Source organism: Methylophilus sp. (assembly GCF_052173275.1).
Taxonomy (GTDB): domain Bacteria; phylum Pseudomonadota; class Gammaproteobacteria; order Burkholderiales; family Methylophilaceae; genus Methylophilus.
The window spans coordinates 2,846,727-2,864,592 of the sequence record NZ_JBQMUL010000002.1 but is presented as its reverse complement, the minus strand read 5'-3'; the positions used below and the strand labels follow the sequence as shown (position 1 = coordinate 2,864,592).

Below are 17,866 nucleotides of genomic sequence, written 5' to 3'. Positions count from 1 at the left end.
TCCAGATAAATATAACAACTACTTTTATAAGTGATTTTGCGGGATGAAGTGCAAGGCGCACGGAGCACAGAAACCGCAATGTACAGTTAGTACATGAGGATTTCGAGCACCGCGCAACGCAACAATTCGCCCGTTAAATCACTTATTTTTTAAAACTGAACCAGCATCTCGCGAACTGCCTGTTCATCAATCCCTTTGCCGATAATCACAATCCGGCTGATCGGTTCCTCTTCATCCCAGCCTTCCAGCAGCGTGGGCGGGTAGGGCGTAAAGTGCACCGCGTGTACCGCCAATGGCGCTGGCGCGTCTTCCACATGCAAAATCCCTTTTAAACGCAATAACTGCTCACCATGCACCTGGCACAGCTTGAGGATCACGCCCCTGAAATCCGACCACGTCATTGGCTTGGGCAAATAGACGGTAAACGTAGTCACATCGTCATGCGCCGGTGCTTGCGGCAGCGTACCTTTTTTAGCAGTGCTGAAACCACTGGCCGGCGCACGCAACCAGCGCTCCGGGTTGGCCTGCTTATTGGCAAAATCAAACAGCCCCACGTCAATGATCTGCATCGGGTTTATCTCGCCATGCGACACAAACTGCTGCGTGGCATTCGGGTTGATCGCGCTTAGTTTTTGCTGCAAAGCGCCAATCTGCTCCGGCGTGGCCGTGTCTGATTTAGTGATCAGCAACACATCCGCCACCGCAGCCTGTTTCAACGCTTCTTTCTGCGTTTCAATCTGCTGCAAACCATAGGCGGCATCAATGGTGACGACTACTGCGTCTAATCTATAAACCGATTCAATCACCGGCTCATTCATCAGGTTGGCTAATATCGGGCCAGGGTCAGCCATGCCGGTGGTTTCAATCACCAGACGGTTAAACTCCGGCACCGCCTGCAAGCTGCGTTTGAAGAACAAATCGCGCATGGTGTCAGCCAGCTCGTTTTTGAGTGAGCAGCACAAACAGCCAGAGCTCAACAACACCGTGTTATCAGCCACATGCTCGCTCTCAACGGTCTGCGAAATCTGGCTATTGGCAAAAATCTGATCCAAACCTGCTTCACCAAGCTCATTGATGATCACGGCAGTGTCTTTCATCGCCGGGTTATGCAGCAGCTTGTTAAGCAGGGTGGTTTTACCGCTGCCCAAAAAACCAGTGAGCAGCGTGACGGGGATACGTTTATCCATATGAATTCTAATAAAACGAGTGTGGCGGTATTTTAACGCGGATGATTGTTGGTGGTGCTAAGTGTTTCGACTTATATGGTGGTGTAGTCATAAATGACAAGGGATTTATAAACAAGAAGCCTCAATTAATTGAGGCTTTTCGAGTCCGCTTTGGCTCACCAATGCTGATAAATCTGGTAACTGGACATTTAAAGTAGTGCTGTAATTATTTAAGATTATGGTCGAATCGAAATGATTAACTGCTGTTCAGACAAACATTTATAAAGTACAGAGTCGGGATTCTGTTTTCCACCTTGAGATAAGGCAAATTTTTGAGTTGGATCAATACTTTCTTGATGTGCAAGCCCTACAGTTTTAAAGGCATAGCTAGGACTAATTTTCTTAGCTGCATCAAGGAAGTTGGATAGATAAACTCCGCCAGTCGATGTGTCGTATGAAGCCTCTCCAATTGAGCATGAGTAAAGTGATGCCTGCTGAGGTATCGCCTGCATTATTCTATTATCATATCGCTCTCGAACAGTACTTTGAGATTTTCTAATTAGATTTGCAAGCGAGTCTTGCGCATAGCCCTCATATACAGGTCTTAATTGAACTCTGCAGCAATCATAAATATTAAGCTGCCTCGAGGATAAATTTTTTAGTAGTGACTCTTCAATCTTCTCACCTTGCGCATTTATTTCCAAAACAGTTTGGCGTAAGTAGCCTCCGTGACCGCTAAAAACTACCACACAATAATCATATTGTTGTCTACGAATAATATCTAAATTACTTCGAAGTGTAATTTTCTGAGGATTTACTAAAGTATCAATTTCTTTTTCATTCCAACTTCCGCCTATTTCGCTCAGAAGAAAGGCTCTGAATTTGTCTAAATCGACTTTTACTCCATTTAAACCCTGCGTATTACCTATTAATAAAGCTTTTCTTTTCATTAGGTTCTCACTTTTAAGTAGATTCAGATTGCAGGAAATTATCGATATTTTGCTTGGACAATGCTGGAGTCTTTCTCTTTGCGTATTCTTTAGTTATAGATGTTCGCAAGTTTTTCAGTACGTTCGTATAACGTAACATCGTGGAAAGATGACCTCAAAGTGTTTACATCGCTGCTAAGGGCTGCCCACCAATACCTGAATGGTATGCAAAATGAATTATGTATAATGCCTTTATCAACCCAGCCTCTGAGATAAAAGTCGGCAACAGTCTCAAGATGATCTAGCACAACTTCCATTTGAGCAGATGTTGGTTTCACATTTGTAAGTAAAAGATTGGCAAGGTCTCTTCTGTTCTCCCTCATGTGCTTTTCATCGTACCTATCTCCTAACTGAAGGGATATTTGAACCTTAAGAGATTTCTTTGATGAGCATATTTGAAAAAGCACCATAACAATTGATGCAATTACTGCTGCAACAGCTGCCCATGCTGTTATTTGAATATAAAAAAGTTCTGGGCTTACAGTTTGGCTAGTTGGCATAGTTTTATCTCAGTTTGAAATTTCCCCAGTTATGTAACACGGGGGGGCTATAAATACATTCCTACATAATATTCCAAATTTATAGAAATGTACTGCCCTACATAACCAGATGTTCATAAAGAATATAAGACCCAATCGCAATCAAAACCAAGCCACCAACAATTTCCGAGCGCTTCCCAAACATTAACCCCAGCACACGCCCCAGCATCACCCCGATAGTCACCATAGTAAATGTTGCTAAGCCAATCGCTGCGGCGGTGACGAATATATTCACTTCCATAAACGCCAGGCTGACGCCTACGGCCATGGCATCTATGCTGGTGGCGAATGCAGTGATGGCGAGGATATAGAAGGAGTGTTTGGTGGGTTTTTCTTCTTCGGGTTCTGCGGGTTGAAAGCCTTCGTAAATCATGTGCAGGCCGAGGGCGAGCAGGAGGGTGAAGGCGATCCAGTGATCCCAGTCGGTAATGTAATGTGACGCAAAAGTTTTGATGGTGAAGGTGGCGATGGCCCAGCCGATTAAGGGCGTGATGGCTTCGATGACCCCAAAAATCAATCCGGTGCGTAGGGCTTCTGACAGTTTGGGATTTTTGAGCGCTGCGCCTTTGCTGATGGCGGCGGCAAACGCGTCGGTGGACATGGCTAGCGCAATAAGCGCGATGGAGGTGCTGGTAAGGTTCATTGAGTGTTGTTTTCTAGTCGGGACGAAATCAATAGATAGCAGCACGCCCGACTTTTGTCGCACTGTTATCCATTAGTCTCGCCAACCGAAAACGGCCGCCTGCACCACGACGTGAGTCGATTATGTTGACACAGGCGCTTCGCATCCCAAAAACTTATCAGGCCGAAGCAGGCTACTCCCCAAAGGTTGCGGCATTATAACTGATTCGGCATGGTTTTTTATTTGAAGCTTGTAATAGAATAGGGCTATGCGCCGCCTGTTTATTTTGTTCATCATCTGGCTTTTACCGCTGCAACCGTTACTGGCTGCGGACGTAGAATTCGCGCATCTGGTCGGCTCGCAAAGCTCGCAGGAAAAAACACTCACGCATATGGTCGAGCATATGGCGCATATCGCACATCACCATGAGCAAGATGGCGATTTGCATCAGGATGACTCGGTGCCATCGGTGCTGCATTTAATTGATTTTGAGCACAATATCCACCTCTCTACCTTGCTGGCTGATGAAGTGTTGATGACTGCCAGCAGGTCTGCCACTGAAGTGCCAGGGTTTGTGCCTGTGATTTACCTCAACCCCTCTGCCTCTCCCCCGCAAAAGCCGCCTTACCTCGCCCTGTAAGCGCCTGACGACAGTGTTCGCCCGGCGCTCTATGTGTATTTCTTAAACATTGAGGGGCTTTTATGATGGTTATTTCTACGCTGTCTCTGCGAGGCAGTTTTATTTGCATGTTGTCTGCATTGGAGAGTTCAAATGGGTGATTTTTTGAATTTGATCCAGCACGGCAACGGCTGGTTGTTTATCCCTAGCGCCATTTTGCTTGGCGTATTGCACGGCCTGGAACCCGGCCACTCCAAAACCATGATGGCGGCTTTCATTATTGCCATCCGCGGCACGGTGAAACAGGCGGTGTTGTTAGGGTTAGCGGCGACCATTTCACATACGGCTATCGTCTGGGCGATTGCCATGCTGGGGCTGTATTTTGGCAGTGGCTGGAACGCTGAAACTTCAGAGCCTTATTTTCAAATCATCTCAGCGGTTATTTTGATCGCCATGGCGATCTGGATGGCTTGGGTGACACGTCAGCACGCGAGAATGGCGCATGACGATCACGATCACGATCACGATCACGATCACGATCACGATCACGATCATAAAGCCGGGCTGGAAAATCTGTCACTGGGCTATCAAGACCCGCATGAACTGGCGCATGCCAAAGAGATACAGCACAGGTTTGCAGGTCGTCAGGTTACCACCGGGCAGATTGTGATTTTCGGGTTAACCGGCGGATTGATTCCTTGCCCGGCATCCATCACGGTATTGCTGTTATGTTTGCAGCTTAAGCAGATTGCATTGGGGGCGACGCTAGTACTTTGTTTCAGCATAGGTCTGGCATTGACTATGGTGGCTTCTGGGGTGCTGGCGGCGATGAGTATCAAACATGTTTCCAACCGTTGGGCCGGGTTTGGTGAATTTGCCAGAAAGGCGCCGTATTTCTCTGCGGTGTTGATTTTGCTGGTGGGGATTTATGTGGGCTACCATGGGCTCAGTGGATTGCCAGGATAGTACGTTTGAACCAATAAAAAAGCCTCCGAATCCGGAGGCTTTTTAGTTTGTGGTATCAGGCTGAGCCTGAATGGGTAGCGTAGGGCATGCTTGTCTGTCGATATCAACAATCCCGGCAGGAGAGATAGCTAGTTTTGCAAAACCTGCAGCATTTCTTTGCGGTCTTTACGCGAGCGTTTGTTCGCATACATGCGTTTGTCGGCGATGCGCATCAATTCTGCCGGGGTATTGGCTTCACGCGCAAACACGACGCCCTGGCTGGCGCCGGCGCCGATAAAACCGCCGACTTGCAGTTGTTTGTTGGTGGCCTCTACCTGGTGCTGGCACCATTCCACTTCATCTTCATGACACAAAATGGCAAATTCATCCCCACCAAGGCGGTATAACTGTGCCTCGCGGCCCAGGCGCTGGTTGAGGTAGAGGCTGAAGTTTTTCAGCAGGGTATCGCCCACATCATGCCCAAAGTGGTCGTTGAAGTGTTTGAGGTTATCCATATCCAGGAAGATCAGGCAGCCATAGGCCGGAAAATTCAGCATTTTGCCTTCCAGCGCGTGACGGTTGGGCAGGTTGGTCAATCGGTCGGTCAGGGCGAGCGAGCGGGTATCTTGCAGCTCCACCAGCATGCGGTCTTTGTCTTTGTGCAGGCGGTTGATCTGATAGGCCAGCACCAGTGCCAGCAAAATGGCTTCAACCGTCACGGCGATCAGCCCCATCTGTTCTATGGTCCAGATATTGGTGCTGAGTTTTTGCGCGCTGATACTCATGCCACCCAGCACGCCAAACACGGTGATGGCGATCAAATAGTATTGCGCGGTGCGATGTTTGAGCCAGCTGAAATAACTGCCGCAAATAAAGCCAAAGACCAGAAAGATCGCGACACCGGTGCGTGCCATTTCCAGCATCCAGTTGGGGTTGATCAGGGCATTGACTAATAGCGCCACCAGAATGGCGTAAACGATCAGCGAGAACTGATGCAGCCTGGGATAGTGCGTGGCGTTGATGCCGAGCAGGTGGCGCACAAAGGCAACGTAGGCGATATTGGACAGCAGGATAGGGGCGCTGCTCAGGTAAAACCAGTGTGAATCTGCCAGTTGTGCAAACGCGCCCAGGGCCGCACCCTGGAAGATCAGGTTGCCTAGGATAAACAAGGCATACATGCGTTCGGTCACATGGCCGGGTGCCAGGCCGATAGCGATGTAATAGACAAAAATACCCATTAGAACGCCCAGCATCAGGATCGCGCCTGCCGAGCTTGCGAGCACCTGGGAAAGGTAATCCGGTTCAGTGGCGATAAACAGTTCGGGTTGTGCCAGGAAATAAGGCGAATTGAGCTGGGTGGAAAGTTGGTAGGTGCCGGGTGACAGGTCGAACTTGCGCCCGTGACGCAACAGGTAAGGGTTTTTTTCAGCGCTGTTGAGGCCACCGTGCGCAGTATAGGCCTTGCCATCTGCCGCACTGAGCTGATGGTTGAAATTGGCGATCACGGTGGTGTTTTTAAAGTCGAGCACATAACTATCAGCTGCGGTGATGGTCAGCGTGGTGTGGCAGGTGAATTTGCCGCCATATAGCGGAATCTGCTGCACGGTTTGGCCGCGCTCATTCTGGCACACGCTGTCGCTGAGCGTAGGGTTTGCAAATAAGGGGTTCGCAAATGCGGGGTTTGCAAACGCAGCCCCGGCGAATAGCAGGCTGAGCAACAACAGGCTGAGCAACAACAGGCAACGATAGAATATGGGTGAAAGCTGCAAACTGACCCTTAAGCGCCGACGATTGAGTAAAACACCATTATGTATGAATCTTTCCCGATTTGATGCCGCCTGAAAAGAATTTGCAAGTGTCAGGATGGCTATCATACGTAAATATAGACCATATTACTGGCCAGAGGGCGATGCCGCGCTCGCCCTGGCTTCGATTTGCGGCATGATCCATTTACGGAACATCAGCGGCGTGATCAATGTGGTCACCACGCCCATCAATACCAGCACCGAGAACAGGTCCTGGCCGATAAATCCGCGCTCGTAGGCGATGCTGGCGATCACCAGTTCCATCACGCCGCGGCCATTGAGGATAAAGCCTATGCCCAGTGCATCACTTTTTGGTAAGCCGATCAGGCGGCCACCCAGCCATCCGGCCAGGATCTTGGTCACGATAGACACCAGCAATACCACCGCCACAAACCAGAATGATTCGATGATATGCACTTTGAATTCCAGCCCCAGGTAGGCAAAAAACACCGGTGCCAGAAAGCCACCAGTGATAGAACCCAGGGTTAACTCCAATTCTTTGTAGCGGGAGGGCAGGAAGAAGTTACGGTCTATCAGCAACGCGCCAAAAAATGCACCGATGACGAAATGGAAACCAAGTGCGGCACTCACCGAGCCGAAGATGAGGACAAATAGCAGCAGGATGCCGAATAGCGCTTCATTGCCTATCAGGGCGACCAGTTTTTCTGACCACAAATGCAGGTTAACGCCTTTATCAATGACTTTTTTGATCAGCAGACTGACACTCAGGATCAGCAAGATCAGCAGGATCAGTTTCCAGCTGGCATTAAAGATGGCAATGCTCACCGCCTGGTAGGATTTTTGTTCCGGCAGGTTGAGGATCACGCCTAAGACCAGCAGCGCGGCGATATCGTTAAAGATAGCCGTGGCAACGGAATAGCGTGCGATATCTGAATCCAGCAGTTTGAAGCTTTGCAGGATGCTGACGGTGACCGGCAGTGCGGTAATGGATACGCACAAGCCTAAAAAGATGGTGCGGCTGACATCCAGCCCAAACGCAACGCCGACCAAGATACCGCCTGTGAGCGGCAGTAAAAAGCCGAGCAAGGCAATCACGATGCCTTTGCCGCGCATGGAGTCTATGACTTCCTTGAAATTCATTTCCAGGCCGGCAGAGAGGACGATCAGAAACACTGCCAGTTCTGAAATGCCGGATAAGGCCGGGGTCGGTGTAATCAAATTGAACAGGCTGGGGCCAAGAATGACGCCGGCGACCATTTCACCGATGATGGCGGGCTGGTTAAAGCGGGTGAACACTTGCCCGAGCAGGCGGGCGCAGACGATCAGGACAAGCAGGGTAGTGAGTAAAGGCATGACTACTTTCTTCTGGTGCTTAAGCAAGGCAACTGAGGCTTGTTTTAAACATGTATCTAAAGCCTTTTAATGCACAGGTTAAAAGGTCTTACATCAGATGCGCTGGTGATAGTGCCTTGCGAACAATTTGATGAGTATAAATCATAAGCGGGCCAGCTTTGCGGTTTTAAATACAGCAATGCATGTATGTGGCAAGAAAGTAAATCTGACAGGGCTTTTATGAACGCCCTCTGCAATGATCAGGGGTGCAGGACCTGCATCATTTCCTTGCGGTTTTTGCGCGTGCGTTTGTTTTCGTACATGCGTTTATCGGCGATCCGTAACAAGGCTTCGGTGCTGGATGCCTCGTGCGCAAAGACGATGCCCATGCTGGCACCCACGCCGGCAAAGCCTTCTTTGCCTAACTGGATATGCGTGTATTCCAGCTGGTGCTCGCACCATTCGACATCATCTTCATGGCATAGAATAGCGAATTCGTCCCCGCCCAGCCGGTAAAGCTGGCCATGTTCGCTGAGTTTATTGGAAAGTATCTGGCTGAACAGCGTGAGCAACAGGTCACCGGCTTCATGGCCAAACTGGTCGTTCACGTGCTTGAGGTTATCCATATCGAGAAACATCAGGCAGCCATGTTGCGGCAACTTCAACAGTTTATTTTCCAGCGCATGCCGGTTCGGCATGCTGGTGAGCCTATCTGTCAGCGCCAGTGAACGGGTGTTTTGCAACTCGACCAGCAATTGCTCTTTTTCAAGATGCAGGCGACTGAGTTTGTAAGCGACTAATATCGATAGCAGGATGGCATGTATGGTCACCGCAAACAGCCCGAGTTGCTCCAGGGTGAAAATGTGCTGCGTGGCGTTGGCCGCACTGCTCGCCATAATGCAAAGCATACCAAAGCCTATGGTCGTCAGCAGGTAGAGTTGGCCGATGATCTGCCTTTGCATGCTCAGGCGCAACCCGCATAACAGGCCAAAGGCCAGGGAAATGAGCACGCCCATGCGCGACATTGCCAGCATCCATGCCGGGAAGATCATGCCGAGTACAATCAGGGCGATCAGCAGACTGCTGGCAATCAGCGATAGCTGGTATAGGCGCGGCCGGTGGAACTGGTTAATGCCCAGCAAGTGGCAGATAAAACTCACATAGGCTAGGTTGGCGATCAGCAACGGCAGGCCGGTCAGGTAAAACCAGTGCCAGTTGAAGAACTGGTTAAACGCGCCCAGCGCGGCTGCGTGAAACACCAGGTTGCCAAAAATAAACGTGGCATACATGCGTTCTGTCATATGGCCAGGCAGGGCGCCCAGCGTTGCATAGTAAGCGAATAAGCCCAGCAAAGTCCCCAGCAGCAGCAAGCTGGCGGCTGCGCTGATATTGCTCTGGCGCTGGTAGCTGGCCAGGTCGGTGATCAGCAGAGTAGGCGCTGCCAGGTAGTAGGGGGATTGCAGCCAGGTGATCAGCCTGTAGGTGCCGGGGTTCAGGCTGACGATGCGCCCATGCCGCAGCATAAATGGGTTGTGTTCTGCACTGCTCAAGCCGCCGGTCAGAATATGCAGCAGGTCTTTTTTTTGTAGAGCTTGTGAGTGGGTGGCTTGGTTTGGCGATGTGCCTGCTGAGGAATGTTTCCCTTGAGCTTCGTCGGGCTGTGCGCCATTTTCCTGGAAAATTTCATGCTGGAAACGTGCAATGGTCGAGGTGTTTTTGAAATCGATCACATACTGGTTGGCCTGTGTGATTTTAAGCAGGCTCTGGCAAGCAAACTTTCCGCCCTGCAACGGGATGCTCTCGATGATGGCGCCTTGCTGGTTAATGCAGGTAGTGCCGAGCAAAGCCGGGGCCGCTGATGCCAATGGCACCATAAAAAACACCAATGGAACAAAGCGCATCCATTGTGTCAGTCGCGTCCAAAACCGATATCGTTGCAATCAAATTTTCCAGTCAACGCTGCAAATCACGGGGCAGTGTACATGAAAAATTCCTGTGCTATAGCTGGGCCAGCCGATTAAGAAAAGCAAAGAATTACTAACTAACGTTGTGACTTGGGCTATAAAAAAACCCGCCTGTGAAGACGGGTTTTTTATGCGGGCCCAGACTTATTTATTTTCAACGGTTTTTTCAGCCGCTTCAGTGGTTTCCTTAATCTGTTCCTTGGCTGCCGCTGCGGCGTCTTTGGCAGCCTGCACAGCATCGACAGCAGCTTCTTTGGCTTCAGCTGCGGCCTCCTCGGTGTGGGTTTGCGCAGATTCCAGCGCCTCTTCAACCGTGGGTTCTTTCTCGCCACAGGCAACCAGCAAGGTGGCACTTAAACCGGCGATGATTAACAAACGAAAAAATGCAGACATGATCTTTCCTCCTGATAGTTTTTAAATAATCTGATATTGCCGACAATAATGAATGACTGACTAATGAATCACTGATACGCAACTGATAAATCAGTACGCGTTACTCCGGAATGCGTAATGCCTGGCCAGGGTAGATTTTGTCAGGATGGTTAAGCATGGGCCGGTTGGCTTCAAATATCTTCATGTAGGCATTGGCATTGCCATACATCTCTTTGGCGATCCTCGATAAGGTATCGCCTTTGACGACAGTGTAAAACCTGGCTTCCGGCTCCTGGCTGGGCACGTATAATTGGTCCTGCACACCTTCCACGCCGGACACATTGCCACAACATAACAGGATTTTTTCCTTGATCTCCTGCGTCTCTACATTGCCTTGCACGATGACGGTGCCGCTGCCGCCATCAAATTTAATGTCGTAGCCTTCCGTCGGCAGGTTGTTTTTTGCAATGTAATTCTGGATAGCCTTGGCGGCAGCGGCGTTGGCCGCGTCGACATTGACCGGGGTAGGTGTTTTACTGGCTGTTTCCTGCGCAGCTTTGGCCTCGCCAGCGCCAAACAGCTTCTCACCCGCTTCTTTGATAAAAGAGAATAAACCCATTACCAGCTCCTGACTTTTTTATTGTGAATGGAAAAGTCATCATAGCAAATAGACGGTGTTGCCACTAGCGCGTGACCAGCGCTTCGCATAAAAAAACCGGCTACCAAAAGCAGGTGCCGGTGATTCATTCTTGCAGGCTGACCAGCCTAGGGCGTGCGTGGTCATTGCCCTGCGATCTGCGCGCTGAGTAGATCCAGGTTATTGCCTAATGCGCGCACCAGTGCCGGGTAGCCACTCTCTGCCAGCGGCGTAGTGAATTTGAATGAATGGCTTTGCAAAGGCTTGTGGTCGGCAGACAGCAACTGCCACTGGCCACTGAGCACGGCATAGCCATCGATCTGGCCGTGGAACTGGTCTATGGTCAATTGCAGGCTGGTAGCAGCAGGTGCGCCGGCTAGTGGATCTATGATGGCAGTATCTGGCAGACGGCTGGAGAGTCGCGCACGCAGGCCACGGCGCAACTCCTGTGAAAGGTTATCTACCCATAGATGGTCGCGCGCAGGATGCAAAGTGACATCATCCAGCTGCACCACAATGCGGTCTGTATCCAGGTAATCTGCCAGTTGAATACGGTTTAACACTAGGGTTTGTTTTGCTGCATTTGCCGATGGCGGTTTAGGTAGTACGGCAGACACTTCTGGCAAACTAAAGCGCTGACTTTGCACCGGCGGGTTTGATTTCAGGCATGCACCCAGGCTGCATGCCACTAGTAACAACAAGCCAGTCCGTAATTGTTTTTTGATCATCATGAATATTTTTCCTTACGGGTTGGCCGGCGCTTGTTGATTTTCTGGTGCCTTAGGCACTTTTAAGTCTGCCGGTGCTTTAGGTACTTTTAAATCTGCCGGTGCTTTAGGCACCGGGTCATTGCCCGGTTTGCGGCCAAACAGGATGGCGCTCGGCTCTTCATTCAGGGTGCGCGCCAATGGCTGTATATCACGCAAGGCTTTATCCAGCCGTTGCAGGGTAGTGGTCAGTTCCTGATAAGCAGGCGAGTCTGGTGACAGGCCTTTGAGTGTGGCTTGTACTTCCTGCATGGTTTTGTTCAGGTTGGCTGGCATCTGTTGCAAGTCAGGCTGGCTGATAAACTGGTTCACCTGCACGCTTAGCGCACGGATTTCTTTCATGGTGATTTCAGATTGTTGCAGGTTTTTATCCAGCCCGGAAAGCACAGGTTCTACATTCAGGTGGTTGAGTTTATCCAGCAGGTCAGACAGTTTCTGTTCGATCTGCGCCAGGCTGGTGGCACTGGTCGGCAATACCGGCAGGCCTTCAAAACGTTCTCGCTTGTAGGGTTTATGCGCTTTTTGATCCACATTCAAATCGACATACACTGAACCTGTCAGCAGATTGCCGGATTTAAGGGTGGCATGCAGCCCGCGCTGTAACATGTGGCTAATGCGGCTTTTCCATTCTTCCAGGTCTGCCTGGCCGTTGTCGGCCAGCCGTCCAGGTTCCAGGTGGATCAGCACCGGGATCGCATAACGGAAATCTTTTTTGCGTTCAGGCGAGTTGAATTTCCACGGCACGTTCATGACAGTGCCTATACGTAAGCCCCTGAATTCAACCGGGGCGCCTTTCGTCAGCCCGCGCACGGTATCGTCCACCAGCAGCACATATTCGATGTACTGGTCATAGGTTTGCTGGCGTGCAGCGTCTTCATTGGCAAACAGTTCAAAAGTGGTTTCCGAGCGCACCGGTTGCCCCATGGGGATATCGTCCGGATGACCGAAGCTGACGCCGCCGGCGATCAGGGATTCCACGGTGGGGATATTCGCTTTAAAGCCTTCTGCGTCTAATTTGACATCAATGCCTACCGCAGTCCAGAAGCGGGAGTTTTTAGTCACCAATACATCGTAAGGGTGCTCAATAAACAGTTCGTGCTGCATTTTGCGCTGCTTGGGATCAAAGGTGGCGCTGACAACGCGACCAACGCGTAAACCCTGATACGTGACCGGGTCACCAACGCGCAAGGCATTGCCGACTTTGCCTTCAAGATTGACATGTACGCCTTTGGCGCCATTAAGTGAGATAGGCGGTTGATCGAGCACAGTAAAGTGGTCGGTTTCCTCAACCTCTTTGCCAGGTTGCAACTGGATATAAGAACCTGAAATCACTGTATTCAAGCCACTGATGCCTTCCAGCCCGATGCGCGGTTTGACTACCCATAACTGGGTATCCTTGACCAGCATGGGTTGCGCTTTGGGCGTGATGCGCGCCAGCACTTCGATATGTGTGAGATCATCGGACAAGGTCACTTGCTCGACCTGGCCGATATCCACGCTATGTACCTTGATTTTGGTTTTCCCGGCTTCAATGCCCTCGGCGTTGGTCATGGAGAGGGTGATCTGTTTGCCGACGCGGGTGTAATTGTCATAGATCAGCCATAAGCCTATCAGCAGGGCGACGATAGGCACTATCCAGATCGGCGAGACGCGTACTTGCTTGCTGACATTGGCCAGTAAATGGTCATGGGCTGGCTGACCATTCGTTTGCTGGCTGTTTGTTTTCTCATCAGGCGCTTGCTGGCTGCTTGTTTGCTGATCAGGTGCTTGCTGATCAGGGCCGGGCGGGTTTTTAGGTGGCTGATTATTATTTTGCTCTGTCATAAGGTTTTCCTTGGGTATCCCACAATAAACGGGGATCAAAAGCCATCGCCGCCAGCATGGTTGTAATCACAACCGCGCAAAATGCCAGTGCCGCCGGGCCGGGCAATACCGACATCAGGTTGCCGGATTGTATCAGCGCTACCATGATGGCGACGACGAATACATCGACCATGGACCAGCGGCCGATCAATTCGGTAATACGGTAAAGCGCAGTTTTTTGCTGCGCATTCAATGGGCCGGGATGGCGCGCCAGCCATAGCAACAGCATTAATATCAGCATTTTAATGATAGGCACCAGCACGCTGGCGACGAAAATAATGACTGCTACCGGCTCAGAGCCATGCTGCCAGAGTTCTATCATGCCGCCAATGATGGTTGAGGAGTGACTCTGGCCTAATGAAGTGGTGATCATCATCGGGTAGGCATTGGCCGGAATATATAACACGGCGGCTGTCAGCAATAATGCCCAGGTGAACTGCAAGCTATTCGGTTTGCGTGCATACAAGGTGCTGCCACAACGCATGCATAGATAAGCGGAGTCTTTGCCTGCGGCGGGTAGTGCATTGATCAGGCCGCAAGTCGTGCAGCCGGCCACATGTTGTTCAGCCGCATTGACACCGCAACGGATGCCGGTATCAGGCGGCGGTTCGCCCGCCAGTTTCAGCCATAGCAGATCGATATCGACAGAACGCGTGGTCATCAATAATAACAAGGCAAACACGCAATAGGCCCAAAACGAAACGCCTAGCTGCACTTCACCGATATCAGTCAGTTTCACCAGGCTCACTAACGCTGCGATCATAAAAACATCCGCCATCATCCACGGATGCAGGCGCGAGAACAGCCGGGCGATGATGTCGCTATAAGCACGCGGCACGGTGCGCAACACATTGGCCTGCATGAGGATCACCCCTATCAGGTACAACGCAGGCAGAATGATCGCCGTGGCGCTGACGATCAGCGCCACCAGCGGCTGGTTGACATTCAGCAGGGTGACGGCAGTTTGCGGCAAGGCGATCTGACTATCCAGGCCGTTGGTATCCATGCTGATAAACGGGAAGGCGATGGCGATCAATAAGCTCAGTAGCGCGGTGACTGCCAACGCGATACTGCGTTGCACAGGGTGCAAATGCCGCCGCGCCAATACATGACCACAGCGCGGGCAACTGGCGTGCTCGCCGGGGCGCAACACCGGGATCGCGCTGACCATATCGCAAGCGCTGCAGGCACGCAAGCGCCGCCATTTAATTTTTTGCTGGGTAGTCATCAAGATTGGTTTGATAGATTAAGGCACGGCTTTAAATGGCATGTTAAACGGATTGGATTTGAACGGGCAAGCACATTTCATCATGCATGTTATGGCAAAGCCCCTATAGGAGTGACCGGGAAAACGGAAAAAGATTCTCGCGTGGCTGCCTTACCAGGCTTAGCTATTGAATCCTGCCGCCTTCATCAATAGTTTAATGATCACACTCACCAGTGCGAGCGCAGCAATGCTGGTAGCCCAGATCAGCACCAGCCAGCCTAATCTTTTGGCAAAACTGCTTTTCGGTTTTGTGCCTGTCATGCAACTGTTCCCTTAATGGTAAGCCTCATCCGGGTCTACCTTGCCGCGGAAAACGTAATAAGCCCAGCCAGTGTAGATCAGGATCACCGGGATAATCACCAGCGCGCCTATCAGTGCGAACATCTGGCTTTGCTGCGGTGCCGCTGCGGCATGTATTGAGATATGTGGCGGGATGATATTAGGCCAGATGCTGATGCCCAGGCCTGCATACCCTAACAGGATCAGGCACAGCGTGTAGATAAACGGCGTGGTTTCAGATTTCGCACGCAGCGATGCTTGCAGGCGATAAAAGAAAAACGCTACCAGCAGTGGCACCGGCGAGAGATATAAGAAGTTAGGCATTGAAAACCAGCGCTCTGCAATGCCGCTATCCATCAGCGGTGTCCACAGGCTGATGCCTATGATGATCAGGAACAAAATGATGGAAACTTGGCGTGACAGTTTATAGCAGGTCGCCTGTAAATCGCCCGCTGTTTTCATGATCAGCCAGGTGCAGCCGAGTAGGGCATAAGTCACCAGCAACCCGAGGCCGGTGAAAATGGAAAAAGGTGAAATCCAGTCTAACGGCCCACCCGCATAGGTATGATTGACGACCTTGATGCCTTGCAGGTAAGCGCCTAGCGCCATGCCCTGGAAGAACGTCGCCGCAATCGATCCGCACAAGAATGCTTTATCCCAAAAATGACGTTCTTCATCGGTCGCGCGGAACCTGAATTCAAATGCCACACCCCTGAAGATCAGCGCCATCAGCATAAATAACAACGGTAAGGAAAGCGCGCTTAAGATCACCGCATAAGCCAGCGGGAAAGCCGCCAGCAAACCGGCACCGCCCAGTACCAGCCAGGTTTCATTGCCATCCCACACCGGTGCGACGGTATTCATCATCAGGTCGCGGTCATGCTTCTCTTTGAAAAATGGATAAAGGATGCCTATGCCCAGGTCAAAGCCATCCATGATGATGTACATCATGATGCCAAACAGGATGATGACGGCCCAGACCAGTGATAAATCCATTTATTGATCCTTTTTATCAGTGTGAGGTTGCTCAGGGTTATGTTGAGAAGTCGCTGGCTCCTTGGTGTCAGGGTGGAATTCTGGTGCCAGTGCAAATTCATCGAGCTCATTGCGGTTGATGGAAATAGCATCCCCCTGCAAAGCCTCATCGGTTTTAGGCCCGACATTCACCAGTCGTAATACATATAAAGTGCCCATGCCGAACAGGGCGAGGTAGATCACCACAAACAAGCCCAATGTGAGCGCCACTTCACTGGTGGTGTGCGGCGTCACCGCATCTGCCGTACGCAAAATGCCATATACCACCCATGGCTGGCGGCCGATTTCTGTGGTGTACCAGCCGGCCAGGATGGCTACCACCCCGGCAGGCCCCATGGCGATGGAGAATCTCTGGAAAGCCGTGCTTTCATATAAGCGATCTTTCAGGCGCAGCCACAGTGAAGTGACTGCCAGCAATATCATCAGCAAACCTAATGCCACCATGATCCGGAAAGTCCAGAACACAATGGTGGCATTCGGCCGGTCTGCGGCAGGGAAGTCTTTGAGCGCCGGGATCTGCTCAGTCAGCGAATGGCGCAATATCAGGCTACCCAATACCGGGATCTCGACCGCAAAGTGATTTTTCTCCTGTGCCATATCTGGCCAGGCAAACAAAATCAGTGGCGTTGCTTGTTTGTCTTTGTTTTCCCAGTGGCCTTCAATCGCGGCGATCTTGGCCGGCTGGTGTTTCAAGGTGTTCAGCCCATGCAGGTCACCCACTACCGCTTGTAGCGGCGCGATCAGCAAGATCAGCCATAAACCCATAGATAGCATCTTGCGCACGCTAGGGTTATTTTTACCATGGAACAATTGCCAGGAAGCCGCCGCCGACACAAACAAGGCCGTGGCCAGATAAGCACCAATCACCATATGCACGAGACGGTAGGGGAAAGAAGGATTGAAAATGATTTTAAACCAATCGACAGGGATGACTTTGCCATCTACCAGCTCAAACCCCTGCGGCGTATGCATCCAGCTATTGGAAGCCAATATCCAGGTGGCCGAGACCAGTGTGCCAATCGCTACCATCAATGTCGCGGTGAAATGCAGGCCTGGCCCCACTTTGTTCCAGCCAAACAGCATCACGCCTAAAAAACCCGCTTCAAGAAAAAACGCCGTCAGTACTTCATAAGTCAATAGCGGGCCAGTCACGCTCCCGGCCACTGTAGAAAACCCCGCCCAGTTGGTACCGAATTGGTAAGCCATCACCAGGCCAGACACCACGCCCATGCCAAAACATAAAGAGAATATCTTGACCCAGAAATGGTAAAGATCGAGGTAAACCGTGTTCTTGGTTTTTAACCAGCTGGCCTCAAGCACCGCCAGATAACTTGCCAAACCAATAGTGATCGCCGGAAAGACGATATGGAAAGAGATGGTAAATCCAAATTGAATTCTTGCTAACGTTAATGCCAGATCAGACATTCTTATCCTTATATATCGCGCATGGTGCTACCGGCTAGTCACCTGCCGAGCAAATAATGGCTTACTCAGGAATGTTAACAGAGTGACTACGGTTATAACATGGAGCTGATTTAAAGCAGGATAGTTGCATCGCCTTTTTTAAATATGGTTGAGCAACCCACATGAAAGTGGGTGCCGGTGAGTATTCATGAGTGTTACAGTGATAAGGTGTGACCGCTGCGATGGCATTGCGGATAGGATAAAAACATCACATAAATAAGTAACTGGTGACTAATGATT

17 protein-coding genes and 1 riboswitch are annotated in these 17,866 nt (G+C 50.8%); of the genes, 2 read left to right on the top strand and 15 right to left on the bottom strand.

Going from position 1 to position 17,866, the window contains the following annotated elements; genetic code table 11:
* Positions 1-149 precede the first annotated feature (149 nt).
* From ACTS9Y_RS14925 to mntP, 4 genes are all read right to left on the bottom strand, one after another.
* Positions 150-1,187: a CobW family GTP-binding protein gene (locus ACTS9Y_RS14925; RefSeq protein ID WP_442586696.1), complete on the bottom strand. Its 1,038-nt coding sequence runs from the start codon at positions 1,185-1,187 to the stop codon at positions 150-152.
* Positions 1,188-1,402: 215 nt separating this feature from the next.
* Positions 1,403-2,116 carry a caspase family protein gene (locus ACTS9Y_RS14920; protein WP_442586695.1) on the bottom strand — a complete coding sequence of 238 codons (714 nt, stop codon included), beginning with the start codon at positions 2,114-2,116 and terminating at the stop codon, positions 1,403-1,405.
* Positions 2,117-2,205: 89 nt separating this feature from the next.
* Positions 2,206-2,655, bottom strand: a complete 450-nt coding sequence (locus ACTS9Y_RS14915) for a DUF4760 domain-containing protein (RefSeq protein WP_442586694.1) — start codon at positions 2,653-2,655, stop codon at positions 2,206-2,208.
* 97 nt (positions 2,656-2,752) lie between these two features.
* On the bottom strand, positions 2,753-3,337 hold the full coding sequence (gene mntP, locus ACTS9Y_RS14910; protein ID WP_442586693.1) for a manganese efflux pump MntP: 585 nt from the start codon (positions 3,335-3,337) through the stop codon (positions 2,753-2,755).
* Between the two features lie 12 nt (positions 3,338-3,349).
* Positions 3,350-3,526, bottom strand: a riboswitch (yybP-ykoY riboswitch).
* A gap of 58 nt (positions 3,527-3,584) precedes the next feature.
* Between mntP and ACTS9Y_RS14905 the strand changes: the two genes are divergently transcribed.
* Positions 3,585-3,956 (top strand): hypothetical protein, encoded by a 372-nt coding sequence (locus ACTS9Y_RS14905; protein ID WP_442586692.1) that lies wholly within the window; start codon positions 3,585-3,587, stop codon positions 3,954-3,956.
* Positions 3,957-4,088: 132 nt separating this feature from the next.
* A complete protein-coding gene (locus tag ACTS9Y_RS14900; RefSeq protein WP_442586691.1) occupies positions 4,089-4,901 on the top strand; it encodes a nickel/cobalt efflux transporter in 813 nt (270 codons plus the stop codon).
* A gap of 128 nt (positions 4,902-5,029) precedes the next feature.
* Here the strand turns inward: ACTS9Y_RS14900 and ACTS9Y_RS14895 are convergent, their stop codons facing one another.
* The 11 genes from ACTS9Y_RS14895 to ACTS9Y_RS14845 form a co-directional block, all read right to left on the bottom strand.
* Positions 5,030-6,649 carry a diguanylate cyclase domain-containing protein gene (locus tag ACTS9Y_RS14895; RefSeq protein ID WP_442586690.1) on the bottom strand — a complete coding sequence of 540 codons (1,620 nt, stop codon included), beginning with the start codon at positions 6,647-6,649 and terminating at the stop codon, positions 5,030-5,032.
* Positions 6,650-6,772: 123 nt separating this feature from the next.
* Positions 6,773-7,999, bottom strand: a complete 1,227-nt coding sequence (locus ACTS9Y_RS14890) for a cation:proton antiporter (RefSeq protein ID WP_442586689.1) — start codon at positions 7,997-7,999, stop codon at positions 6,773-6,775.
* Positions 8,000-8,238: 239 nt separating this feature from the next.
* On the bottom strand, positions 8,239-9,852 hold the full coding sequence (locus tag ACTS9Y_RS14885; protein ID WP_442586688.1) for a GGDEF domain-containing protein: 1,614 nt from the start codon (positions 9,850-9,852) through the stop codon (positions 8,239-8,241).
* 234 nt (positions 9,853-10,086) lie between these two features.
* Positions 10,087-10,335 carry a hypothetical protein gene (locus tag ACTS9Y_RS14880; protein ID WP_442586687.1) on the bottom strand — a complete coding sequence of 83 codons (249 nt, stop codon included), beginning with the start codon at positions 10,333-10,335 and terminating at the stop codon, positions 10,087-10,089.
* A 100-nt stretch (positions 10,336-10,435) separates the two neighbouring features.
* Positions 10,436-10,933: a peptidoglycan-binding protein LysM gene (lysM, locus tag ACTS9Y_RS14875; protein ID WP_442586686.1), complete on the bottom strand. Its 498-nt coding sequence runs from the start codon at positions 10,931-10,933 to the stop codon at positions 10,436-10,438.
* A 161-nt stretch (positions 10,934-11,094) separates the two neighbouring features.
* On the bottom strand, positions 11,095-11,682 hold the full coding sequence (locus ACTS9Y_RS14870; protein WP_442586685.1) for a PqiC family protein: 588 nt from the start codon (positions 11,680-11,682) through the stop codon (positions 11,095-11,097).
* A gap of 12 nt (positions 11,683-11,694) precedes the next feature.
* Positions 11,695-13,542 (bottom strand): intermembrane transport protein PqiB, encoded by a 1,848-nt coding sequence (gene pqiB / locus ACTS9Y_RS14865; protein ID WP_442586684.1) that lies wholly within the window; start codon positions 13,540-13,542, stop codon positions 11,695-11,697.
* A complete protein-coding gene (locus tag ACTS9Y_RS14860; protein WP_442586683.1) occupies positions 13,526-14,809 on the bottom strand; it encodes a PqiA/YebS family transporter subunit in 1,284 nt (427 codons plus the stop codon). The genes pqiB and ACTS9Y_RS14860 overlap by 17 nt, the downstream gene beginning before the upstream one ends.
* Before the next feature lie 159 nt (positions 14,810-14,968).
* On the bottom strand, positions 14,969-15,109 hold the full coding sequence (locus ACTS9Y_RS14855; protein WP_442586682.1) for a DUF2474 domain-containing protein: 141 nt from the start codon (positions 15,107-15,109) through the stop codon (positions 14,969-14,971).
* A gap of 12 nt (positions 15,110-15,121) precedes the next feature.
* A complete protein-coding gene (gene cydB, locus ACTS9Y_RS14850; protein WP_442586681.1) occupies positions 15,122-16,123 on the bottom strand; it encodes a cytochrome d ubiquinol oxidase subunit II in 1,002 nt (333 codons plus the stop codon).
* Positions 16,124-17,587 carry a cytochrome ubiquinol oxidase subunit I gene (locus tag ACTS9Y_RS14845; RefSeq protein ID WP_442586680.1) on the bottom strand — a complete coding sequence of 488 codons (1,464 nt, stop codon included), beginning with the start codon at positions 17,585-17,587 and terminating at the stop codon, positions 16,124-16,126. It abuts the gene before it with no gap.
* Positions 17,588-17,866 lie beyond the last annotated feature (279 nt).